Annotated in this window: 29 protein-coding genes and 1 pseudogene; 26 read left to right on the top strand and 4 right to left on the bottom strand. The window is 37.4% G+C overall.

Annotated features, from left to right (window positions below; genetic code table 11):
- The first annotated feature begins 42 nt into the window (after positions 1 to 42).
- From RBB48_RS22185 to RBB48_RS22275, 19 genes are all read left to right on the top strand, one after another.
- Positions 43 to 813, top strand: a complete 771-nt coding sequence (locus tag RBB48_RS22185; protein ID WP_306008099.1) for a phage scaffolding protein — start codon at positions 43 to 45, stop codon at positions 811 to 813.
- A gap of 60 nt (positions 814 to 873) precedes the next feature.
- A complete protein-coding gene (locus RBB48_RS22190; RefSeq protein ID WP_306008100.1) occupies positions 874 to 1998 on the top strand; it encodes an SU10 major capsid protein in 1125 nt (374 codons plus the stop codon).
- Between the two features lie 49 nt (positions 1999 to 2047).
- Positions 2048 to 2263, top strand: coding sequence for a head fiber protein (locus RBB48_RS22195; protein WP_306008101.1), 216 nt, complete (start codon positions 2048 to 2050; stop codon positions 2261 to 2263).
- 28 nt (positions 2264 to 2291) lie between these two features.
- Positions 2292 to 2633, top strand: a complete 342-nt coding sequence (locus RBB48_RS22200; protein WP_371878388.1) for a hypothetical protein — start codon at positions 2292 to 2294, stop codon at positions 2631 to 2633.
- Between the two features lie 4 nt (positions 2634 to 2637).
- A complete protein-coding gene (locus RBB48_RS22205) occupies positions 2638 to 3444 on the top strand; it encodes a hypothetical protein (protein ID WP_306008103.1) in 807 nt (268 codons plus the stop codon).
- A gap of 3 nt (positions 3445 to 3447) precedes the next feature.
- A complete protein-coding gene (locus RBB48_RS22210; protein WP_306008104.1) occupies positions 3448 to 3822 on the top strand; it encodes a hypothetical protein in 375 nt (124 codons plus the stop codon).
- The gene (locus tag RBB48_RS22215; protein ID WP_306008105.1) at positions 3822 to 4181 is read left to right on the top strand and encodes a hypothetical protein; all 360 of its coding nucleotides are present in this window, start codon (positions 3822 to 3824) and stop codon (positions 4179 to 4181) included. The genes RBB48_RS22210 and RBB48_RS22215 overlap by 1 nt, the downstream gene beginning before the upstream one ends.
- Positions 4182 to 4183: 2 nt before the next feature.
- Complete coding sequence (locus RBB48_RS22220; RefSeq protein WP_306008106.1) at positions 4184 to 4591, top strand: hypothetical protein; 408 nt, start codon at positions 4184 to 4186, stop codon at positions 4589 to 4591.
- Between the two features lie 13 nt (positions 4592 to 4604).
- Positions 4605 to 5111: a phage major tail protein, TP901-1 family gene (locus tag RBB48_RS22225; RefSeq protein WP_306008107.1), complete on the top strand. Its 507-nt coding sequence runs from the start codon at positions 4605 to 4607 to the stop codon at positions 5109 to 5111.
- Positions 5112 to 5132: 21 nt separating this feature from the next.
- The gene (locus RBB48_RS22230; protein ID WP_371878389.1) at positions 5133 to 5453 is read left to right on the top strand and encodes a hypothetical protein; all 321 of its coding nucleotides are present in this window, start codon (positions 5133 to 5135) and stop codon (positions 5451 to 5453) included.
- The gene (locus tag RBB48_RS22235; protein WP_306008108.1) at positions 5454 to 5669 is read left to right on the top strand and encodes a hypothetical protein; all 216 of its coding nucleotides are present in this window, start codon (positions 5454 to 5456) and stop codon (positions 5667 to 5669) included. It begins immediately after the preceding gene.
- Between the two features lie 68 nt (positions 5670 to 5737).
- The gene (locus RBB48_RS22240) at positions 5738 to 6115 is read left to right on the top strand and encodes a tail assembly chaperone (protein WP_029438287.1); all 378 of its coding nucleotides are present in this window, start codon (positions 5738 to 5740) and stop codon (positions 6113 to 6115) included.
- Between the two features lie 89 nt (positions 6116 to 6204).
- Positions 6205 to 6459, top strand: a complete 255-nt coding sequence (locus RBB48_RS22245; RefSeq protein WP_306008109.1) for a hypothetical protein — start codon at positions 6205 to 6207, stop codon at positions 6457 to 6459.
- Positions 6460 to 6495: 36 nt separating this feature from the next.
- A complete protein-coding gene (locus RBB48_RS22250; RefSeq protein WP_371878390.1) occupies positions 6496 to 10284 on the top strand; it encodes a phage tail tape measure protein in 3789 nt (1262 codons plus the stop codon).
- 14 nt (positions 10285 to 10298) lie between these two features.
- On the top strand, positions 10299 to 11801 hold the full coding sequence (locus RBB48_RS22255) for a distal tail protein Dit (protein ID WP_306008111.1): 1503 nt from the start codon (positions 10299 to 10301) through the stop codon (positions 11799 to 11801).
- On the top strand, positions 11798 to 15871 hold the full coding sequence (locus RBB48_RS22260) for a phage tail spike protein (protein ID WP_306008112.1): 4074 nt from the start codon (positions 11798 to 11800) through the stop codon (positions 15869 to 15871). The genes RBB48_RS22255 and RBB48_RS22260 overlap by 4 nt, the downstream gene beginning before the upstream one ends.
- Before the next feature lie 30 nt (positions 15872 to 15901).
- On the top strand, positions 15902 to 16195 hold the full coding sequence (locus tag RBB48_RS22265; RefSeq protein ID WP_306008113.1) for a hypothetical protein: 294 nt from the start codon (positions 15902 to 15904) through the stop codon (positions 16193 to 16195).
- Between the two features lie 14 nt (positions 16196 to 16209).
- Positions 16210 to 16440 (top strand): phage holin, encoded by a 231-nt coding sequence (locus tag RBB48_RS22270; RefSeq protein ID WP_306008114.1) that lies wholly within the window; start codon positions 16210 to 16212, stop codon positions 16438 to 16440.
- A gap of 16 nt (positions 16441 to 16456) precedes the next feature.
- Positions 16457 to 17209 carry an N-acetylmuramoyl-L-alanine amidase gene (locus RBB48_RS22275; protein ID WP_306008115.1) on the top strand — a complete coding sequence of 251 codons (753 nt, stop codon included), beginning with the start codon at positions 16457 to 16459 and terminating at the stop codon, positions 17207 to 17209.
- Between the two features lie 42 nt (positions 17210 to 17251).
- On the opposite strand, the gene RBB48_RS22280 is transcribed toward RBB48_RS22275, so the two are convergent.
- The 3 genes from RBB48_RS22280 to RBB48_RS22290 form a co-directional block, all read right to left on the bottom strand.
- Positions 17252 to 18376 (bottom strand): toll/interleukin-1 receptor domain-containing protein, encoded by a 1125-nt coding sequence (locus RBB48_RS22280; RefSeq protein WP_306008116.1) that lies wholly within the window; start codon positions 18374 to 18376, stop codon positions 17252 to 17254.
- 44 nt (positions 18377 to 18420) lie between these two features.
- Positions 18421 to 18756: a hypothetical protein gene (locus RBB48_RS22285; RefSeq protein ID WP_306008117.1), complete on the bottom strand. Its 336-nt coding sequence runs from the start codon at positions 18754 to 18756 to the stop codon at positions 18421 to 18423.
- A 76-nt stretch (positions 18757 to 18832) separates the two neighbouring features.
- Positions 18833 to 19072, bottom strand: a complete 240-nt coding sequence (locus RBB48_RS22290) for a helix-turn-helix domain-containing protein (RefSeq protein WP_098401799.1) — start codon at positions 19070 to 19072, stop codon at positions 18833 to 18835.
- A gap of 199 nt (positions 19073 to 19271) precedes the next feature.
- Here RBB48_RS22290 and RBB48_RS22295 point away from each other — a divergent pair.
- Positions 19272 to 19376, top strand: a pseudogene (locus RBB48_RS22295) (DUF3961 domain-containing protein); the annotation flags it as partial.
- 644 nt (positions 19377 to 20020) lie between these two features.
- On the opposite strand, the gene RBB48_RS22300 reads toward RBB48_RS22295, so the two are convergent.
- Entirely contained in the window at positions 20021 to 20221 is a 201-nt protein-coding gene (locus tag RBB48_RS22300) for a helix-turn-helix transcriptional regulator (protein ID WP_223697648.1), read from the bottom strand.
- Between the two features lie 196 nt (positions 20222 to 20417).
- Between RBB48_RS22300 and RBB48_RS22305 the strand changes: the two genes are divergently transcribed.
- The 6 genes from RBB48_RS22305 to RBB48_RS22330 all read left to right on the top strand — a co-directional run bounded on the left by RBB48_RS22305 (position 20418) and on the right by RBB48_RS22330 (position 23905).
- Entirely contained in the window at positions 20418 to 20684 is a 267-nt protein-coding gene (locus RBB48_RS22305; protein WP_306008118.1) for a hypothetical protein, read from the top strand.
- Entirely contained in the window at positions 20684 to 20986 is a 303-nt protein-coding gene (locus RBB48_RS22310) for a hypothetical protein (protein WP_306008119.1), read from the top strand. Before RBB48_RS22305 ends, RBB48_RS22310 begins: the two co-directional genes overlap by 1 nt.
- Positions 20983 to 21165, top strand: coding sequence for a hypothetical protein (locus RBB48_RS22315; RefSeq protein ID WP_306008120.1), 183 nt, complete (start codon positions 20983 to 20985; stop codon positions 21163 to 21165). Before RBB48_RS22310 ends, RBB48_RS22315 begins: the two co-directional genes overlap by 4 nt.
- 115 nt (positions 21166 to 21280) lie before the next feature.
- Positions 21281 to 22465, top strand: a complete 1185-nt coding sequence (locus RBB48_RS22320; protein ID WP_306008121.1) for an FtsK/SpoIIIE domain-containing protein — start codon at positions 21281 to 21283, stop codon at positions 22463 to 22465.
- A complete protein-coding gene (locus RBB48_RS22325; RefSeq protein ID WP_306008122.1) occupies positions 22407 to 23027 on the top strand; it encodes a replication-relaxation family protein in 621 nt (206 codons plus the stop codon). The genes RBB48_RS22320 and RBB48_RS22325 overlap by 59 nt, the downstream gene beginning before the upstream one ends.
- Before the next feature lie 221 nt (positions 23028 to 23248).
- Positions 23249 to 23905 carry a uridine kinase family protein gene (locus RBB48_RS22330; RefSeq protein ID WP_306008123.1) on the top strand — a complete coding sequence of 219 codons (657 nt, stop codon included), beginning with the start codon at positions 23249 to 23251 and terminating at the stop codon, positions 23903 to 23905.
- Positions 23906 to 24059 lie beyond the last annotated feature (154 nt).

Here is a 24059-nt window from a genome sequence, read left to right on the forward strand (position 1 = left end):
TCGGAAATTATAGCCGACAGGCTCAAAATGGAGGATTTGCAAATGGAATACGTAAAACAAGCTACAGCATTAAAATTTTTTGTAGGACAAGTACAAAAAACACCTAAGTTCCCACTTCGATTAGACCTACAGTTTTTCTCCGATGGTGGCGGTTCTGGGGATGATCCAGACAAAAAGCCTGGGGGTACTGACGATCCGTCAAAAACTTTTACGCAAGAAGAACTAGATGAAATTGTTAAGAAGCGCTTAGAACGTGAACGTAGTAAATCCGCTGAGAAATACGGTGATTACGATAATGTGAAAGCGAAATTAGCAGAATACGAAAAAGCTGAAGAAGAGCGTAAAAAGCAAGAAATGACGGAAATTGAACGTTTGCAGGCTGAAAAAGAAGAAGCTGATAAAAAGGCATTAGAAGCTTCCGAAGCAGCACAAAAAGCGCAAGAAAAAGCAAATACACGTATTCTAAATACGGAAATTAAGAGTATGGCACGTGCTTTAGATGCGAATGATCCAGGTGATGTATTGGCGCTTTTAGATAAGTCGACCATTCAACTTGATGAGAATGGAAATTATCAAGGAGTTGAAGAGGCTGTTAATGCGCTAAAGGAAAGCAAACCTTGGATGTTTAAGAAAGTTGTGGGAGCAGATGCAGCTGGTGGCGCGAACCCGGGAACAAATCCAAGAGCTAATGAAATCCTCGCTTTAGAAAAAGAACTGGAAGAAGCAAAAACAAAAGCGTTAAAAGATTCAAAGTATGCAGGTGAAGTAACACGTATTTATAACAAGTTGTTAGAAGCAAAATCGAAGAAATAATGGATCCTTGACGAAAAGTCAGTGGTTTTTTAATTTAAAAAATTTGAGGGGGCTACAAATATGCCAGTACCAACTACGTACGAATTTCAACAACAAGTAAGACAAATGCAAGCGAATGTGGATTTAATTTTAACGAAAGCACCAGTTCTTTTTGGACTAATTGGGGTAGGAGATGGGTTAACACAAACGAAATTTGAATGGCAAAATGATTACTTAAATTCAGATACGGGTATTGTAAAATCTGCAGCAGCGGTTGGGGCTACAGATCTAGTTTTAGAAAAAGGCGAAGCTCGAAAATTCACTGAAAATGCACTTGTACAAAATGGTTTAGAAGTGCTACGTGTGGTTAGTGTTGATGAAAATGCGGATAAAATTACTGTGCAACGTGGTTACGATAGCACAACAGCAGAAGCAATTACAGCTGGCGGTGAGTTAAAAGTTATTGCAAGACCACGACCAGAGGGTGAAGATGCTTTCCGTAAGAATGAGATTAATGACCGTTTGGTGTCACATAATTTCTCACAAATCTTTTCAAGATATGCATCTGTTTCACGTACACAACAACAAGTGAACACATATGGCGTATCAAATGAATTAGATTACCAAGTAAACCTACGTTTACAAGAAATGATTCGTGAAGCGAACACTTCTTTAATTTATGGCCGTAGAAACGGCGGTTCTCCGACACAACCACGTACTACAGGTGGTTTATTTGCATTTACAGGTATTGAAGGTTCTCATAAGCAAGATTTTAAAGGAAACGAAATTGCGGCTAAACCACTGAATGACGCTGTAGAGCAAGTGTTTACGCGAGGTGGTTCAGCAAACACAATCTTATGTGGACCAAATATCGCACGACAAATTACAAAGCTTGGTGGTGATACAATTCGTACTACACGCCAAGATACTGCAGCAGGTTACCAAATCTTATCATTTGTTTCCGATTTACCTGGTGGAGCAATTTCTAGTGTAGTAGTCGATTTAAATATGCCTAAAGATCGTGCATTACTTCTTGATACGGAAAAAGTTAAGGCGCGCTACTTAACTCCAATTTACGATCAAGATGCTACACCAAATGGTGCAGATTACTTCTCGCGTGTAATTCGTGGGGAATTCGGATTTGAAATCAAGAATGCGAAAGAATCTATCGCTGTCCTTGAAAATATTTCTAAAACAATGGCTTAAAAGGTAGCATTATAGCTACCTTTTTTGCATTTTGAAAGGAGTTTTATATGTGGCTATTTCAGAGAATCAAGCTCAGCGGTTAAATAAATCGATGCCGATTGCTAAAGAAGTTAAGTTAGGGTCTGTTATTAAAGATTTACAAGAAAAAGCAGACAAAAAGGTTGATAAACAAGCGGACAGTACTGCAACTGACGTAACGGGTGTAGTCAGAGATCTTAACGCACTTATTGCAAAGTTAAAAGCTGCAGGAATCATGACACCTTAACAAAATACAGTGACGGAGGTGACGCCAAGTGAAGGTGTCAGAAAGGCTGGAGAGTCGATTATCGAAAGTTCCAAAAGTAACTCCGGAAGACATCGGAAGTTGGCTCGCTGAAGCCGAAGCTGAGTCAGAGTTAACCGAAGAAGTAAACGCAAATGCTGTTTTTTATCTTGCACTATCGTTTGCTTATGAGTCGATTGCAGCGGATGCGGCACGATATTTTTCTTATACGGATGGTGAGGAATCAGTTGATAAATCGATGATCTTTGCAAACTATAAGAAGTTATCAGCGGACGCGCTTAAAAAGTACAGGAAGTATCGACGGGGAAAAGGCACACACCAAACATTTGCTAAAAGAGCAGATGGGAGATGATTACGTGAGTGATTCTCAACAAGAGATGGATACGGCGCTCGATACCGTTTCCGAGGAATTTAAAGAAGAGCACGAAAAACAAGTTTCTGATACTGTAAAGGCCATTATCTTAATACGTTTGTTTTTAGTTGATTTATTGAATGACTATCAAAAGGATGGAATCGTGAAGCGTAGTAGGTTAAATGCGTTATTACGAGACCTTACTTTATACGAAAAAGAATTTCGTAAACAAGCAGAGCGGTCATTCCATACATTGATTGAAAATACGTCGAAATGGACCACATCAAAATTATCAGAAGTAGGTTTGGATGTAAAATCTATAACTACAGTAAACAAACAAATTATTCAAGGTGCTATAAAAAGACCTGGAAAAGACGGATTAATACTTTCTGATCGTGTATGGAATTTATCAGGAGATATGAGAGATCGATTAAGTAGCGTGATTCGTCCGGCGGTATTAAAAGGTGAAAGCATCACAATGATTTCTCAAAAGATTAAAGAAGTACATGATAATGAGAAATGGAAGATTGAGCGCGTAGCTATTTCCGAGAGTACTAGTACGTACCGAGCAGCTACTATACAGAATGGATTAGAAAGTGAAATTGTGGCAGGTTATCAAATTATAGATAATGGCCACCGTCACCGATACCATTCAAAGCACATGTGTTACAAGCTGGCGAGACGTGATGCGTATGGTTTAGGAGCTGGAAAGTACCCGAAAAATATTCCGGAAAGCCTTATGAATCAATTAGTAAGCCCACATCCACAATGTTCTTCTCGACTGACTTACTTAATAAGCGAGGAGGTGTAGCAAATGCTTACTGAGGATGATATTAAAGAAATTCACGAAAATCGTGAAATGATTGAGCAGGGACGTAGGGAACCGGTGATTTTACACATTAAAGGGATTTCTGAAAAGGATCCAATTACAGGTGAAGAGATACAGGGTGAACCACGAAAAGAAACTGTTCAATTAGTTTGGAAGAAATTCACTTCAGTAGAAAAGACGAAGTTTGCTGGTCTCGATGTTAGAAAAGGAGAGGCGCTTGTTACATTTCCTCTTAATATGGATTTGGAGAACATTGAAAAAATTGAACGAAGAGGTGTTTTTTACGTTATCGAACTTATCGATGAAAGAGGGCTCGGTGGTGTAAATCGTAGAGAGGTAATTGTAAAGAGGGTGATTTGATGAAGGTTAAAGTTGTGGTTAAAGGACAAGCTGCTGTGTTAAAAGCGCATAATCCTAATAGGTACAAAAAGCCAATTGAACAAACAGTAGAAAAACATACACGTCTACAGGCTAATCAAGCATCTAATCGTGCTCCGATATTATTTGGTCCTTTATCTGAAAGTATTCCTGCAAGTGTGAAGATGTTAGTAGGGGCAAAAATTATCGGAACATATGGATCTCCTCTTATTTACGCGGCAGTACAAGAATTTACGCACAAAACTAAAAAAGGTTTTATGCGTAAAACAGCTTTTGAAGGTGAGAAACCGTTTGTTGAAGATATAAACAAAACTGTTCAACTTGTAGCGAAGGGGCATTAGTTATGTTAAACGATGTAATGTATTCACTTAAAAAAACACTGGACGTGTTTGCGCCTACTACATGGATTTACGATGGTGTTTCTGTATCAGGAAAAGATAAACCTTTCATTACCATTGAGGATTTGTCAGGAACAATTAGGAGGTATTCAAAGGAGAATTTCTCACGTAATCATCTAATTCAAGTTGGTGTGTATGCAGATAAAGTTTTTGATAGGAACGATTTGCAAGATAGAATAATTAACCGATTCGAAAAGGATTCAATTGACTTGTATGACACAAGCAAAAAGAATCCGGTACGAATTGGTTTTTTTTATGCGGAAGTAAAGAATTTTGAACCACTATCTCAAAAAGACGTTGAGATTTTAACAGCGAAACATTTGAGTTTTATAACTATAACAATCAGAAATTAGAGGGGGAATAATAATGGCAGAAGTCAAAAAAAGCAATGCACCAGAGTTTAAAGGTGCGGAAACACTGTATTTGATTGATATCCCGCAAGCTGATGGAAAAACTACAAAAACAGTTCGATTCTTTAACCAAACATCGGGTTCACGATCAATCGAAGCTGGGGAGATTGAGCTGAAAACAAAAGATAAGAGCGGTTCTGATTACGGTGACGTAACACAGTCAGCAAGTATTGAAGGGATTTGTACTGAAGGTGATGAGGGGCTTGATTATGTAGAAGAAGCTATTCTTAATAAAATTTTGGTAAGAATTCATGAGGTGAACTTACGTAGTGCTACAGCTTCGGAATATAAAGTCAAGTCAGGAACCTACATGTTGAATAGTTTAGAACTTTCTCATGAAAATGAAGAGTACTCAAAGTATTCTATTGGATTGAAATTAAACGGGAAAATTTCTAAAGGAAAGATTAGTACAGTACCAAATGGTGCACCTACTGGTGATGTAGCTACACCAGGGGCTGAATAAGGATGTTTAGGGGGATGAAGGATGGATAATCAAAAAAACGAAATGAAATTAGGAATTGTTGAATTAAGAATGCAAGTTACTGGACTGGAACAAACGATTATAAATCTAGTCCGAAGAGTAACTATGTTAGAAGCAGGATTAGCAACGAAAGCTGATATAACTCATGTTCAAGAAATAGTCGAACAATCTATGGTAATTAAAAAGATTAACGACAGTAAATCGGTAGGGATGGATTGTAAAGTTGGGGTTTCATTAAACGGAAGAGTTGTAGCAGAATCTGTAGTTAAACAGACAACAGATGGTTTCAAAATATCAGCGACCGATATCAAGGGAGTGAGATAAATGAAGCTAACTAAACAAGAACAGGCGGTTGTAATTGGTACATTCATTACAATGTTAGGAACGGATCTAGTAAATGAGCGTATCGATAAACAAAAATTAGAAAATGCAATTCCTATCTTTGATGAGATGCACGATAATACAACGCCAAAGCAAAAGAGAGAAGCAATGATTAGTTTGCTCGATAAAACAATGGATGAATTTACGGGAGATAAATAACAGGAATTCGAATGAGTGCTTATTTAAACGCTTTTTTATTTTTAATAAAAACCTGGAGGGATTTAATAATGGCTGAAAAATCATATACACGTTTTGTAGTTAATGGAGAAGAATTTGAACTGAAATTTTGTCTAGAAGCAATTAGATTACTAGATGAAAATGGGGGACCAATGCAGTTTGTTTCTCAGACAATGCAAGGAGGTATTACAAACTTCGTTGATGTGATCTACTATGCGTTAATTCATACCGCGAAAGGTATTACATATGATGCGGTACAAAAAGAGGTTGAAAAATTATTTAATGATCAAAAGCTAGATCTTGATGAAATTCTAAAGTACAACAAAGCGGTTGTGCTAAATAGTTTTTTCTTCCAGAAGACAGTGAAGAAACTTCTAGCGACGATGACAGCAGAACAACAGAAGTCGTTCGAGAACCTGTACGCATAAATGTTGATGAATTGCAAGGTGAGTGTTTTCGCTTTTTTAATATGACCACCTTGCAATCTTGGCGTATCAGTCTCAAAGAATATCACATTATGTTGAATGGGTATAAGGAGCAATTACTTGATAAGTACGAGTTTGCAAGTGTACAAGCTTTGTTTAATCGAAATGCTCAAAGTGACAAAATCAAGTCTTTAGCGGATATATACACACGTCCAGAAAGTGTTCGTGATATTGAAAAACAAGCAAACGAACGAAAAGAAGTGGTTGAAAAGATTCAAAGAAACGAATCGTTCTTTGATCAAATAGAATCGATGATTAAGAATCAAATAAAAGAAGAGGAAGGGTAGGTGAGGTGAATGAGTCAGAACAAAGTAGAAACTCAGGTGGTTGCGGATATATCAAATTTAATTAGTAACCTTGGACAAGCTACGCAAGCTTGGAACAAATTTTTTCAGCAGATTAGTAGACCACCTCCTATTCCACCAGCTCCACAACCACCGGCACCTCCACCATTACCGCCAGCGCCGCCAGCACCACCGCCCCCTGATTACTCGGGATGGCGTGCTAGATTTCAAGAAGTAAGTAACCAAGCAATTGAAATGGGCCGACGTGTACAGCAAACAGGACAAACAATGCAAAACGCATTTGGGCCTGCGGCTGCAGCGTCGGCTTTTGCTTTAGGGAGTATGATTCAAAAATCACGTGAATTTGAATCGCAAACTCGTAAAGCAGCTGTATTAACGCAAGGTGATTATGGTCAAGTAAAAGGTGCGATTCTAGACATGGCCAAAAGCTCTGTGTATTCTACAGGGCAGGTTGCAGCCGCTTTTGCGGAAATGGGAGCAAAAGGTTTCGATTCTGCACAAGCAACTAAAGCTTTACCTGGTGTGTTGAGTGCGGCTGCAGCGTCAGGTGAAGACCTGGGAATGGTTGCCGATACGATTACGTCAGCTTTAAATTCTTTTGGTATGGAAGCAAGTCAAAGTACACATGTTGCTGACGTGTTAGCAACCGCCGCAAATGCAACCGCTGCTGGTGTAGGAGATATGCAATATGCATTTAAATATGCAGCGGGTCCGGCAGCACAGTTAGGAATCTCAATGGAAGAACTAGCGGCTTCTGTTGGTATTATGTCAAATAGTGGTATTAAAGGGGAGACCGCTGGTACCGCATTACGTGCATCTTTACTACGTTTAGTTAAACCCCCGAAAGCCGCGGCGAATGAGTTAAAACGACTTGGCGTATCTATTACGGATCAACAAGGTAATATGAAACCTCTTTCTCAAATTATTGGTCAATTAAAAACGGGAATGGAAGGTATGACAAGTGCACAAAAAGGTGCGGCTTTAGCAACAATATTCGGGACAGAAGCTGTATCAGGTATGATGGCGCTTGTAGCAGCAGGACCTGAAAAAATTGACGCGTTAACACAGTCATTAGTGAATTCAGATGGAGCTTCTAAAAAAGCTGCAGACTCAATGCTCGAAGGTTGGGCTGGAGCATTAACGAAGATGGAAGCATCTTTAGATGTTGCAGCACGTGCATTTACTGACGCGTTAACTCCTGCATTAATGGTGGTAGCTGGTGTAGTAGAAAAATTGGCAAATGCATTTACAAAATTACCGGCTCCAGTGCAGACGGTAATCGCCTCCGTAGTAGCATTTACTACGGCTTTTTTAGTTGTAGCAACGGTAGCAGGTATTGTTATTAACGCGATTGGTGGCGCGATTATCACCTTTGGACAACTTATGCTATGGATGTCGGGAACATCAAAAGCAGCAGTAATGCTTCGGTCGGCTTTTACAGCATTAAGAGCAGGATTCGCGTTAATGTTAGGACCGGTTGGTGCAGTTATTGCAATTCTTACTTTATTGGGGGTAGCATTAGTTCAACTTTATAAACATAACGAGACTTTCCGAAATGCCGTGAATAATGCATGGGAATCAATAAAAAGTGGAACCGTAGCAGCTGTTGAGGATATGAAGTCGGCACTAGATTCTTTAGGAACTTACCTTGGTACGGTACCTGCAAAATTTTCGGCGATGGGTAGCGCTATAGGTACAGCCTTTGACGTAGCAATTGCTGTTATACAGTCAAAATTTATGTCAATTGGTCAAAGTATTAGTGGAGCTTTTTCTTCCGTGGTTTCAGGCTTAAGCTCGGCTTTTTCTGGGATAGGTTCCGCTATTTCACCAGTGATTGAATTTATAAAAATGTCATTTTCTTCTATCGGAAACACGATAGCGACTTTGACACCGTTGATTGTACGATTAGGGTTAACATTTTTAGGGGTTTCGGGACCTGTCGGTTGGGTAATAGCGATTGTAGCATCGTTAGGGGCTACAATTTTTAAATTAATAAATACAAACGATCAAGTAAAATCAGCATTTATGTCAGCGTGGCAATCTATACAACAGATTTTTTCTACTGTGATTTCTGCTATTTTACCGGTTGTACAGTCAATGGCACAGGGAATTATGCAGGCATTTGCACCTCTAGCACCAGAGTTTCAAAAAACAGGTCAAGTTATAGCTGAAAGCTTTGCCACATTAGGTCCTGCGTTTGCTGAACTAGGTGCAGCCTTTGGTGAACTTGGTGCTACAATTGCAAGTCTTTTTGGTGAAATTTTACAAACTGTAGTACCGTTAGCCTCTGAATTGTTTACTGGGTTTGGTCAAGTCATACAACAAGTCATGCCTATGGTTACTGAGCTTATTCGTATGTTTGCTGATACAACTATAGAAATTATGCCGTTAATCAGTGAAGGGATTCAATTTTTATCTCAAATGTTTACAGAGTTTGCGACTACTGTCTTACCGATATTCCTTCAAGCTTTCCAAACTGCATTCCCTATTATCTTACAGGTAATTCAGGCGGCGTTTAGCATAGCAGGAATGCTGATTCAAGGATTTGGAGAGGTTCTATCAATCATAGCAACATCAGTGATTCCAGTGATTCTTCAGGCAATACAAGCGGTCTTCCCGGTAATAGCTGGGATTATTGCTGCAGCGATTTCCATTGCGATTCCGATAATTCAATTATTAGGTCAGGTAATTTCAATCCTAGCCACTACGGTTATTCCTTTAATTTTACAAATTGTCCAGGCAGTTTTCCCGGTAATAGTTTCGATAATTAAAGCAGCGATTCCCGTAGCCACTGCGATTCTTGAAGGATTAGCCACGATTATAAAAGGTGTAGTGATCCCGGCGATTCAATTTGTTTTGTCGATTGTCCAGGCAGTTTTTCCCGCTATTATGGGCATAATCACCTCTGCGATTGGGGTAATCACCAACATAATAAAGCTTTTCACTTCGGTTTTAAAAGGAGATTGGAGTGGAGCGTGGAACGCGGTGAAGGGCATTACGTCGAGTGTGATGTTATTGATTGGAAATATAATCCAAGGAGCGATAAATTTAATTTCTGCGGTCGTGACTGGTGGACTGAATTTAGTGAAATCTGTTTTTTCTAGTGTTCTATCAGTGATAGGTTCTCTAGTAAGTTCGATTTTTTCAGGCATAGGTTCGGTCATTTCTTCAACGATGTCTGCAGCAGGTAGCATTATTTCTTCAATGTGGAATGCAGCAAAATCAGCGACATCTAGTATCCTAAACTCGCTCTATAACACAGTGACTCAAATTTTCAACAATGTGAAGTCATTCTTAAGTGGAATTGATCTAGGAAGCATAGGACGTAATATGATGCAAGGGCTTTTAAATGGTATAAGCTCAATGGCTGGAGCAATTTGGAATAAAATTACTGATATCGGAAATGGAATCAAAGATAAAATTTCAGGTCTATTGTCGATTCACTCGCCAAGTCGTTGGTTCAGGGATTTCATTGGTGTCAATATGATGAAAGGCTGGATTAATGGTATAGATGCTATGAAGGGTGCTGTGCAAAGAACTACAGAACAAATGACTGAGTGGATGAAACCCGAAGCTATGCAAGTAGAGACGGTATATGGAATGCCAAGAGGGCTTGGTGTATATCAAACAGCAAAGGCGCAAAAAGGTTCTGTAAATACGGATACTGGAACTGTTTCGGATTCTACAGCTAGAAGTAGACAACCAGCGTATATTAATATACAACTTGGTAAACAAGAGTTCAATAGATTTGTTGACGATATTACTGGCGAACAAGAAGCGGTTAAAAACCGTAGAGGAGTATTTTAAAGGAGGGCGGTAGATTGTTAATTTTTAACGGAATAAATTTAGAAGAGTATTTTGATGAAACATACCAAAAAGGATTCTTTATGGTTAACGATATAAGAGGACGAGGAATTTTAAGCGATGAAATTAACCAGTTAAAGGTACCTCACCGTCCTGGTTCATATTATTTAAGTAAACGGACTCCCGAGAGAGTATTAGAAATAGACTTCTCTCTTAAGGGAGTCTCTCTTTTTGAATTAAGGAAACGTATCGATGAATTAAACGATTTATTAAATACCGACGTACCTGTAGAAATATCGTTTACAGACGAGCCAGGCTTAGTCTACTACGGAATTAAAGAATCCGTCGAAGAAAAACTTGAAAAATCTAATATTCATCAAGCTACTATTACAATAATATGCCCGATGCCTTATAAATCGGGAAAAGTACAAACTTATCCATTTGTACAAGAGTGGTCTACTGAAATTACTTCTTATTTCACGAATAAAGGAAGTGTAGAAGCTCTACCGATAATTGAAATGACGGTGAAAAAACCAAGTACTTTTTTAGATGTATGGTTTGGAGAGTATCCGCATAATCGTGATTATTTCAGAATAGGCTACCCTCTGACTGTGGAAGAAACCACGGTACAAGAACGAGAAAGAGTCATGTGGGATGAAATGGCTACTCCTATAGGTTGGACACCTGTTACTGGACAATTCGATGATATGAAAGGGACAGGTAGTTTTAAATCGCGGGGTGGTTATGCACTATATTGCGAAGATTACGGAAAAGAGGTAGGATTCTACGGTGCTATAGCCAAGAAAAACATTCCGGGCGGCCCATTACAAGATTTTGAAATGGAGGCATGGATGACTTTAAAGTCCAAAAATATTGGTGAAATGGGACGTGTTGAAGTTCTTCTTCTAGATGAGGCTAGTAATGTGGTAGCCCGCATCAATATGAATGATCTATATGCAACTGCTGAAATTACAAGGGCACATATGAAAATTGGAAATAGCGGAACACCCAATAGTTTTCGAAAATTAGTTGATACAAGTGGATATTATTCGACTACATTTAACCAATTCCGTGGGCGTTTGCGTATCGCTAGGCGGGGTAAGGTGTGGTCTGTATATGTGGCTAAGTTTATAGATGGTACAGAAAAAGATGGCGCTTCGCTTGTAGAACGTTGGATTGATGAAACGGGAAATCCAATGACAGAACGTAAAATTGCACAAGTTATGATTGCGATTTGCAAGTGGGATAATCACCAGCCTGTTAACGAAATACAAATTGATGATTTAAAGATTTGGAAAGTAAACAAAGTGCCATCTAATACAAAACCATATATTTTCGATACTGGAGATCGAATTGTTATCGATACCGAGAAAAGCCTTATCACAATCAACGGAGAGAACGCAATCAATATCAAAGAATTTTTCAGTAACTTCCCTATCATAATACGTGGTGAAAATCGTATCGATATAATGCCGCCTGATGTTAATGCAACAATCAGTTACAGGGAGAGATATAGATGAGAACACCAAGCGGGATTTTGCATGTTGTGGATTTTAAAACAGATCAAATTATTGCAGCCATCCAACCACATGACTATTGGGACGATAAGCGTCATTGGGAAATTAAAAATAATATAGATACATTAGAATTTAAAACATTCGATGGGACATCGCATGCAATTGCTTTGCAACAGCAAAATTTAATCGTTAAAGAAGTTCGTGATGGGCGACTAGTGCCCTATGTAATTAACAATGAGGTTGAAAGAGATTCTAATGTTAAGTCGATTACAGTGAACGCTTCCGGAGCTTGGGTACAAATAGCGAAAGATGGCTATATAATGCCGCAACGGATAGAAAGTAAAACTGTTAACGAATTTATTGATATGGCTCTTGTTGGTATGAAATGGAAGCGTGGTATAACTGAATACGCTGGGTTTCACACAATGACAATCGACGAAATCATAGATCCTCTCACATTCTTAAAGAAAATCGCTTCTTTATTTGATTTAGAAATTCAGTATCGTGTAGAAGTAGTAGGCTCTCAAATTACTGGTTGGTACGTTGACATGATAAAGAAACGTGGTAGGGAAACCGGTAAGGAAGTTGTTTTGGGTAAAGATTTAGTTGGTGTAAGGCGTATCGAACATTCAAGGGATATTTGTACAGCTCTAGTAGGTTTCGTAAAAGGTGAAGGCGATACCATTATTACAGTAGAAAAAATTAACAACGGTCTCCCTTATATTACAGATAGCGATGCATTCCAGCGCTGGAATGAGCATGGGAAACATAAATTTGGTTTTTATACACCAGAAACAGAAGATCAAAATATGTCTCCAGAGCGTCTTATGACACTTATGAAAACTGAATTTAAAAAACGTGTTGATACTTCCGTTTCTTATGTAGTTGAAGCACAATCAATCGGCCGTGTGTTTGGAATGTCCCATGAATTAATCAATGAGGGCGATACGATTCGAATTAAAGATACTGGATTTACACCAAAGTTGTATTTAGAAGCTCGTGTTATTGCTGGCGATGAATCTTTTACTGATCCTACACAAGATAAGTATATGTTTGGGGATTATAGAGAGATTACAGATCAAAACGAAGAATTACGAAAGATTTATAACCGTATCCGCAGTTCATTAGGCAATAAACAAGAAATGATTGATCAGCTAGATAAATTGGTTCAAGATGCTAATGAAACCGCTAGTAATGCAAAGAAAGAATCAGAAGCAGCGAAAGCACTTGCTGAAAAAGTACAAGAGAATATTAAAAATAATACCGTTGAAATTATAGAATCCAAGAATCCACCAACAATAAGTCTTAAACCTTTTAAAACGCTTTGGCGTGATATTAGTAACGGAAAGCCCGGTATTTTAAAAATATGGACAGGTACAGCGTGGGAATCGGTTGTTCCCGATGTTGAATCTGTAAAAAAAGAAACGTTAGATCAGGTTAATAAAGATATTGAAATCACAAAAACAGAGTTAAAACAAAAGGTTCAAGAAGCACAGAATCAAGCTACAGGACAATTCAATCAAGTACAGGAAGGTTTACAAGGTGTCAGCCGTACAATTTCTAACATTGAGAACAAACAAGGTGAAATCGATAAGAAAGTAACTAAGTTCGAACAGGATTCTAACGGATTTAAAACCTCTATTGAATCGTTAATGAAAAAAGATACTGAAATTAGTAGTAAATTAAATACAGTTGAATCAACTGTGGAAGGTACAAAAAAGACGATATCTGATGTACAGCAAACAACAAGTGAGCTAACTAAAACAACAACGGAAATTAAAGAAGAAGCCGGACGTACAAAAGAACGAATGGAACAAATTAATAGTAAAGTTGACGGTTTAGAAGTCGGTGTCACTAACTTAATTGATGGAACGGAATTCATTAACGCTAATGGCTGGAGTCGTTGGGGTAATTATGGTGCTGTTAATGTTACAAATGAGAGTACTTTAACTTCGTTGCCAACTCCTTATTCACTGCGAATGGAAACGGTAGTCGATGGTAAACAACAAGTTGTGCCCAATGGAACACAAGTTGGTATGCGGTCGCATGATCGTAAATTCAAAGTTAAAGCGGGCCAATCTTACACCGTATCGTTTAATGTCGCAACAAGTGAATTGGGGTGGTTACTAGACTATGTATATGTTATGTACACAACAGAAGGAGGAAATCAACGAATCCCAACTATTAATACATTAGATTTTCCGGTTGTGGCTAAGATTAATGAAAGACAGAATAATAACTACTACAAAGTTAGCTTTACATTTAAAGCTAGTCGGGACGACGACCAGGCTTATCTACTAATTGGTGGTAATACAAAACGTGCCTTAGATGGCGCTAACGGTTACGCATGGATTAGAGTTAACGCCCTTAAAGTAGAAAAAGGTACCATAGCTACTGACTGGAACACTTCAAACGCTGATAAAGTATCGTTAAATGAATTCACCAAGAAAACAACCGAGATTGAGAAAAGTGTGGATGGAGTAAAAACTACTGTAACAAATGTCCAAAATAGCCAATCCGGATTTGAAAAACGTATGAGTAATGCGGAGCAAACAGCAAGCGGGTTGTCTACCACGGTTAGTAATTTAAACAATGTAGTATCAGATCAAGGTAAAAAACTTACTGAAGCAAATACAAAAATTGAACAACAAGCAACAGCAATTAATGCAAAAGTCGAGCTAAAACAAGTAGAGGACTATGTTGCTGGATTTAAGATTCCTGATTTAAAACAAACAGTGAATCAAAATAAACAAGATTTATTGGATGAATTAGCTAACAAGCTTGCAACTGAGCAATTTAACCAGAAGATGACTATGATTGATAACCGTTTTACTATTAATGAACAGGGTATCAATGCAGCAGCAAAAAAGACAGAAGTATATACAAAGACGCAAGCAGATGGACAATTTGCTACAGATTCTTATGTAAGAGATATGGAAACTCGTCTTCAGCTAACAGAAAAGGGCGTTAGCATATCTGTAAAAGAAAATGATGTAATCGCAGCCATTAACATGAGTAAAGAAAACATTAAGTTAAATGCTGCACGAATAGATTTAGTTGGTAAAGTTAATGCTGAGTGGATTAAAGCGGGAATGCTAAGTGGTTGCCAAATTCGAACATCAAATACAGATAACTACGTAAGCTTAGATGACCAATTTATACGTCTCTATGAAAAAGGGGTTGCTAGAGCGTTTCTGGGGCATTACAGAAGAACAGATGGTTCAGTACAACCAACTTTTATTTTAGGATCAGATGAAAAGATTAGCGCTCCAGCAGGCGCTTTATTTATGTCTCAAGCAGGTGCTGGATGGTCTGGGGCTTATGCGAGCATTGGTATTGGCGATGGCATAGAAAATAATGAAATCAAAAAATCTGTGTATTGGGAATTACAAAGAAACGGACTAAGTGTTCTAAACGCTAATGATTACCATGTTTTTTATGCTGGGAATGGAAGTTGGTATTTCAGAAGAGGAAAAACTGGATTATATCAAACTTCGTTAGTCGTTGAAGATAATGGTACAGAGTCTGATTTAAGATTACCTAATGTAACTATACGTAATAGCCGTGCAGCAGGATATACAGGTATCATCCAAGTTAAGTCACCTGTTACTCAGAATGGATGGGGATCTGTTCAAGGTAATTTCATGAGCCCTTCACTACGAGAATATAAATCTAATATTCGTGATGTATCATTTTCCGCCTTAGAAAAAATCAGGAATGTACGAGTGAGACAATTTAACTATAAGAATGCGGTAAACGAGCTTTACAAAATGAGAGCAGAGAAAGATCCTAATGATCCGCCATTGACAACAGAAGATATTAAAACATACTACGGGGCAATTGTAGATGAATCTGATGAAGCGTTTATTGATGAAAGTGGTAAAGGAATTCACTTGTATTCATACGCATCCATTGCAATTAAAGCTTTACAGGAAGTTGATACAACAGTACAGGAACAGGAAGTAGAAATAGCAAATCTAAAATCACAAGTAGCTAGTCAAGAAGATCGGATAGCACGATTAGAAGAATTATCACTACAACAATCAATTGACAAGAAACCAGAGCAGCCATAAGCTGGTCTTTTTTATTTTGTCCAAAAAGGGGTGGAAGCGTTGGATCAAAGGGAGTATGAACGAATTGCAAAACTAGAAGTACAGCTACAATCCATGAATGCTGCAGTAATGCGAATAGAAGAAAAGTTAGACTATAATCAAAAAAATTATATGCAACGTACCGAAATAGACGAAATGTTTAAGTTTCGTGATCGAGAAATTCGTGATTTAAAACAAGCGCAAGAAAAGCTGGAAAGTAACAAAAAAGCAAATATATCGATGTGGATTTCAGGACTGTCATTGGCAGTCCTTTTATTATTTAACATTTTAAATTTTCTTAAATGAAAGGAGGTGGTTACATGAAAAATTTAGATAATGCGTCAATTACACGTTACATCATCTTGGTTATTGCCGTAATTAATAGTGTTTTGAACTTAGTCGGTTACCAGACAATCAGCAATGAATTAGCAAATAACATCGTAGCTGTAATTACTGGTGGTTATGCATTGTATATGGCTTGGAAAAACAACTATTTATCTAGTAAAGGTTTGCAGCAAAAAGATGTAATAGAAAAAAACAACTTACATTAAAAGGAGAGGTTAAATGATGGCTAAATATAGTTTACATGGTGGTCACAACAGTATTGTACAGGGCGCAAATTATGGGAATCGAAAAGAACATATTATGGATCGTCAGGTTAAGGATGCAGTTGCAGCTAAGTTAAGAGCTTTAGGACATACGGTTTATGACGATACGGATGAAACAGGTTCTACTCAAGCGCAAAATTTAAGTAACATCGTTCGTAACTGTAATTCTCATGATGTAGATCTTGTTGTTTCGTTCCATTTGAATGCATATAACGGAACGGCTAATGGTGTGGAAGTTTGTTATTATGACCAACAAGCTTTAGCAGCAAAAGTATCAGCGCAGCTTTCGAAAGATATTGGATGGTTCAATCGTGGTGCTAAGGTACGAAAAGAACTTTACGTATTAGCAAACACTAAAGCGCCAGCTATTCTAATCGAACTTGGATTTATTGATAATGATGCAGATATGGCGAGGTGGCATGTGGATAATATCGCTAGCTCAATTGTATATGCTCTAACTGGACAAACTTCCGGTGGTAGCGGGAACGTAACAACTCCACCGTCTAAACAAAATGTTATTCAATCAGGTGCATTCTCACCGTATGAAACTCCTGATGTTATGAGAGCTTTAACATCAGTAAAAATGACAGCTAAATTCATCTTACAATCAGATGGATTAACATATTTTATCTCTGAACCTACTTCAGCCGTGCAACTTAAAGGAATGACGGATTACCTTGATCGTAGAGGTTGGTGGTATGAAGTTAAATGAAAATTAAAACCCGTCTCCACATAGGAGGCGGGTTTTTTCTTTTTATACAATAGCGAAATTGATTTTAGTTTTTTCATTTACAATACGTCTAACACGGAAAGTAGATGATGAATCATATGGGAATATCTTAGTAATAACTTTGTTCTCTTTACTCATTAACTGCATATCATTAAGAGTTTCGTCTTCTTCAATTACTATTTCGAGTTTTTCCCCATTTTCATCAGTTAACTCAATTTCGATATACCTGAACTCAATAACCTGTGTTGTAACATTAATAAATCGTAAAGATAACTCTACCGCGTCTGTACCTTGATTTTTGACTCTTTCTAATTCTATACTAACATTTCGAGTTGATGCTTCTTGATCTGCAAGTGTAGAAACTGTAGAGAGATACTTAGCTTTATCTTCTTGCCAAATTTTATAATCTGTATCTTCTAACTCTAATGTTTGAATAATGCTGTCTCTAAATTTATCTAATCCAACTGGATCATTCATTTTAAATGAAATTTTAGTGGGGTCAATCGCTCCAACTATTTGCTTGAAATCAAAATTAGGAGTAAGAACCGTAGTGTATTCTTTTGATGTAACCCACGCTGCACCCATTTCGTTTAGACAAGGTGCGCTTTGATAATAATTATCTGAAAGAACAAATAATACCATAATGTTATTACTTTTTAATTCATTTTTAAGAAATTCGTAGATGCTCTTACCATGCGGAATATCATAACCAGGTAAAGAGCTACAGAAAATACTTTTTGAGCTCTTCTTGACACCAATATCATTAAGCAGGTCTACTAATTCTTTTACATACTTTATATCTCTTGAAGCATGACTAATAAAAATTTTCTCTATTTTATCTGAACGATTCGGTTCCTGATTTGTATCGGATAAGGAAAAGTCATAGTCTTTTAGGGATTGGAGCATTCCAATCAGGTACTCATATCGTTCGACTCCATCTCCGTGAGCTTTATTGGCCTCTAAAGCGAATTCCTTTTTGAAGTTTTCGTCATGAACATTTTCATTTACAAACCTTTTACATCTTTGAATCCATGATACATAATCAGGACCTGCAATGTAGTCATAGTATTCATTTGAAACAAAACACTTTTTTGCCACATCAGATCCTTCGCTAATTAAATCTAATCGTTGTTGATGTATATCCTTCATTATGTTCTCCCTTATAGATAATATTTAATTTATTAATTAACTTGTTAGGTTACAGCTTTCCACTCTACTAAAGTACGTTTCTTGCAACTTCCACAATCAAAATAACCGGTACCCTTAGAGATCCTTCTTTTGTGACCACAGTTAGGGCATTGTACTTCTTGTTTTTCAAATGATGCGTATATAAATGCTAACGAAAAAAGAAACAATGGGATAGCAAAAAATAATCCAACAATTGTGATGCCTAAAATAACCGAAAATATAATACCGAAGATTCCAAAAACTAATGACGTTTTACGACCGAATTTTTCTTTTAAGGAACTCTTTTTTTGATTCACTTCAATGATGTGAGTATTTCCATCAGCTGTTGTTTTTGTCTCCATATTTCTCCTCCTTTAATACTTTAAGTTGAGTAAGTCAGAGTATTGCGAAAAATATACATAAACAAAAACAGTACATTTATTTTATGTACTGTACAACATCTTCAATTTGGTATGTTTTATCGATACCTTTTTCTGAAGCTAATTCATTTAAAGCGTCTAGGATTGACTTTAATGTATCAAAACGTACAAGACCAACCTCACCATTCACTAGATTACTAATAGTGGCTGGGCGTACCTTGGATTCCACGGATAACTTGTTTTTCGTAATCCCGATTTCCTCCATCGTTTCTCCTAAAGTGAATACCATAGAACTCATGGTAATACCTCCGTTCATTCCGATCATTTATTACTTTACATTTTACACAATTTACATATTAAAGTAAAACTTTTTTCGAAAGACTATTGACGTATGACTCCTAGAGTTATATATTGTTACTAACAAAGTTTTACTTCTAGAGTCATACTTTTATATAAGTGAGAAGGGTGGAGCGGTATAAATGCCAAAAATTAGCTAGTACTTCGGTTTAGAAACGAAATCTGACTGTATTTGGTTTTATGGTTTCTACACTGTAGCTTCTGTTCTTTTACTTATCAACATGCTTATAGCTCACGTGCTATAAGCTCTTTCTTTAACTAAATACCGGACAACCTCCAGCCTCGTGAATATCCTTATTCGAAAAAATAGATATACACGAGGTCTAGTTTCCTATTGTCTTTTTTAGGTAACTAAGGAAGGAGATCCACACGAGGAATGACCTAACACTCGTTAAACTTGAACAGGTTAGCTAAGCCAACGTCAGAAAGTTAAGCGTCCTAACATATAACGTTTCCTTGTTTGCGTAGTTAGGAGTCTAGGCGAGTACGGCCATTAACGGTACGGCGGTTGCTTGGCGTGTTACGGCACGGGTAGCAGCTGATAATGAAAGAATTATAGGTTACGAGTAATAAAGGATACGCCAGTAGTGCATTTCCTTTCCTGATTCTTTCTGCAGATAGGACAAGCTTTATCTGTAAAAAGTCAGCTGTGTAAGAAATTACAGCGTTTAAACAGGGTGTTACTATACGGATTCCTTAACCCGATAGACCATGATTGACAGAACGTCTCCTTTACGACGCTTTTTATTTTTGAAGCGTTGTAAGGTAGTCATTCTCTGCCCTAGCCGTTGTCCTGTACCCTCATCCCATGATTGTTTGCCAAACGCTAAAGTCAAGTATAAAAAGAAAAATAGAGATAAAAAACTTATTTAGGCTGGAGGGGGAGGAATTACTCCTCGATGGTCCAGATCTCTTCGATTGGTTTACCGAGTTCTTGAGCTATTCGGTATGCTGTATCAAAGCGTGGAGTTGTACGATTCTTAACAAGTGAGCTTAAAGTGGAATCATCAATCCCAATACGTTTAGCAAAGTCTCCTTGTTTAATATCTAATTCAGCAAAAATGACTTTTAACCGGCATTTAAACTTCATAAATAATCACCTCAAAACAATAGTTTCTACAATGGAGGACTAACTCCTTTGAAAATAGTACAGGCATTTAGGCAAAAAAGTTTGTTTGGACACGCAAAAATTAGTATCTAAGTCATATACCTATACCAATACCACATCAAGACCAAGAGGAATACCAAGTGGAACTAAGGACATCTAGAGGGAAAGGTGAGGAACAATGAGACCTGGATATAAGTATTTAAATCGCATGCCACTGTATCCGTCACAAACTTTGTTTAACATGCACGCAGAGGCTGATGATCATGATGAAGTGCAATGTGTGTACGATCACATTGTAAATCACAACATGCTACAACATCCAAACTACATCGATATTGTTGACTTATTGGGAGAAGAAGAGCCTTATGGCCCGTATAACGAGATAGGGATTCAAAAAAGGATTGACGCGTACCTAACTGATTGTAAACAGTGGAGGGATGAGTAATGAGGTGGCAATATGATTACTTAAACGACACGCCGTATTTGTATCCTTCTAAAGAGCTGAGAAGCATGTATAAAGAATCCAGAGGGGAAGGTGAAGCGAATTCAATCGTAAAGCATATGGAAAGACATGAAGTGTTTGACAATAAAGAATATTGTGGTTATTACAGTTTATCTAATGAAATCATGGAGGATCTATACGGGGATGAGGAAGAGATCCTTGAGTGGGAGGAAGTTATTGATCAGTACCAGCCAATTCTAAAAGCGAAAGGATTACAACTAAAAAGAAAGAGGGATTCGTTATGACACTTGCAGGAGAGGCTGTAGTAATTTGGACGGCGACTGGCTTGTCTGTAGTGGCGATGAAGGCAGCTGAGAAAATGGGGATGAGTGTTCCACATTGGCTTCCACGTATGATGATGTATACAACTCTTACCGGCTCGGTTCTGTATCTTCTACGTTATGTGCTAATGGTGTTTCTTTGAAGGAAGGGAACCTGGAATCATAGGACAATTTGCTATATAAGAAAAATAACTCGTACGTAAGTCTTCCCGTAAAGAGCAACTATATCCTATAAGGATATATAAGGAGTGAACCCCTATGCTTGAGTTGTTATTAATACCTGCAGTTTCGCTGGGATACGCTTTGGTAAATGATAGATTAAAAGGTAAAGAGGATGATAGAAAGAAGATACAAGTTTTCTTTGAAGTAAGTGGAATTGCAATCAGGAAGGATGAAAAACTACATTATCCAGTCTTTCTTGAACGAAAAGAAGATGATCGAAGTACGACTTATGTATATAGGCTGCCGTTAGGGATGCCTTCAAAGTTAATACAAAAAGTTGAGGATGTTGTTTCAGAAGGGTTAAACAAACCTGTACGTATCAAATATGATAATTACAAATTAATGATTCGTGTTTTTCATAAGGATATACCAGAGAAGTGGGGATGGACAGAAGGATTGGTGGAAAGAGGTAGATGGCGTGTACCAATGGGGCAAAGTCTTGAAAGATTGATTTATCATGACTTCGATAAAACTCCTCATATGGTATTAGGTGGTCTTACACGGATGGGGAAAACCGTGTTTTTGAAAGTACTACTTACTACTTTGATTGAGGCGAATCCGGAGCATGCTCATGTGTATTTAATTGATTTAAAGGAAAAAGGACTGGAATTTAGCGAGTTTAGTAATTTGAAACAAGTGTTAGAAGTTGCTGATTCTGTAGAGAAAGCACACCATGTACTAAATAAAATTATGAAAAAAATTGAAGAGCGTGGAAAATTCATGAAGGATAATGGCTACAAAAATATAGTTGAAACAAAAGAAAGGGATCGATATTTCATTATTGTTGATGAAGGTGCTGTACTTGCCCCGGCAAAAGGGTTACCGCGTGATATTAACAAGATTCGGGAAGAATGCCAATATATGCTTAGTTATATAGCAACTGTATCGGGTGGCTTGGGTTTTCGTTTGATTTTGGCTACACAGTATCCTACAGTTACTTCAATACCATCAGTCGTAAAGCAAATGTCTGACGCTAAGTTAGGGTTCAGATTACCGACATACAAGGCGTCTGAGGTTGTCCTTGATGAATCAGGATTAGAAACATTACCGTCGTTACCTGGTAGAGCTATTTATAAAACAGATCGATTAACAGAACTGCAGGTACCTTTTATTAGTGATAAGCAGATGTGGGCACATCTAAAACAATACGAGGTGAAGAAAGATGAACATCCAGACACATATCAAAATCAACCGTCAGATGACGATTCTGACCTCGATTAGAAAGTTGAAATTCGCAACCCGCAGGCATTTAATGGCGGTGCACGATATGGGTGGTATACGTAACGCAAATCGTATTTTGAAGGACCTCAGTCCATACGTAAATAACACAGTGTACCAAAAAGAGTACGTGTATTACTTAAATAAAAAGGGCCGTGAACTGTTCGACGATACAGAAAAGATTGTACCAAATAGTCGATTAGCTCACAGCCTTATGCGTAATGAAGCGTGGCTCTACCTGTTTTGTCCCGACGACTGGCAGATAGAAACCCCTATACGTTATAAAGTAAATGATAAAAAGAAGACAATTATTCCTGATGTAAAGTTCAGGGATGAGGACGATACATTAAATGCTGTAGAGATAGATCGTACACAAACAATGAATGTAAACGCTGAAAAGATGAGTCGTTACAGGGAATTTTCGTTATACTACAAAAATAAATATAACGGAAAAGTACCGCTTGTTCATTTCTTTACGGTGACAGAATACAGACAAACAAAGCTGGAGCAACTTGCAGCTAAACATGACATATATGCAAAAGTTTATGTGATTCCAGGGGTCTAAAGATTAGGAGGTAATTAATTAAATAAGCCTATTGTTCACATATAATAAAGATGTTTAAAAAATGATGAAGTTATTTAAAAGATAATATAGTTGTTTAAAAATTGAGATGGTATTATGGATAATCATACCATCTTTTTATTTCATGTATAATAAGATGGTTGGATATTTTGATATTCAGCTAATTGAAATAAGGAAAGTATATCAGTAAAAGGAGGAGAAAGATGGATAAGTTATTACAAGAAATAATAAATTGGGTTAGTATGACAGATGAACAGATTGTTATTGGCGTTTCAGGACATGGTGCTGCGGGAAAAACAACCTTTGCCAATATGCTTGTAGGTCTACTAAATCCAAATGAAGTGAATTATATTAATACAGATCCATACATTGTTAGTTCGGACATACGAAAGCATGCGATTATTCACTATACATACCAAAACGAAAATCATCATTATAAAATGACGGCTTGTCATCCATCAGCGCATCATTTGTCTGCTTTAGAAAGAGATGTTCAGATGGTAAGAGCTGGCTTAGATTTTTATACGATAGATACGCATTATATGAAAAGCGAGTTGATTTCTTCCAAAAACAAAGTGACGATTGTAGAAGGAATGAGTGCCGCATTTATTAATCCCGATTTATTTGATTTAAAAATTTACTTCTATACAGATGATGACACGGAATTAATGAGAAGGTCTAGCCGCGATATTGCTGAAAGGGGAGCCGACATCAATTATTTAAGGCGGTCTCATGAAGAACGTCGGATTCAGTACAAAGTGTTTATGCATCCATACAGTCAACGTTTTGATATTATTATCAAAAATTCTGATGAAGCAATATATCTAGAAAAAAATACATTTGAGTTTCATGGAGTTTAAATGCAAATACCCTATTTGTTATGTTAATTATGAGGGTTCATATTTAGCGGCAAGATTAAATAACTTTTTTATTACTTTACAACTATAGCTAAAAACCTTAGAACCCTATAGTAATAATACTTATATATTACTACTAATAATATACTCTATATAT

Source organism: Bacillus sp. MMSF_3353, from assembly GCF_030733445.1.
Lineage (GTDB): Bacteria > Bacillota > Bacilli > Bacillales > Bacillaceae_G > Bacillus_A > Bacillus_A wiedmannii.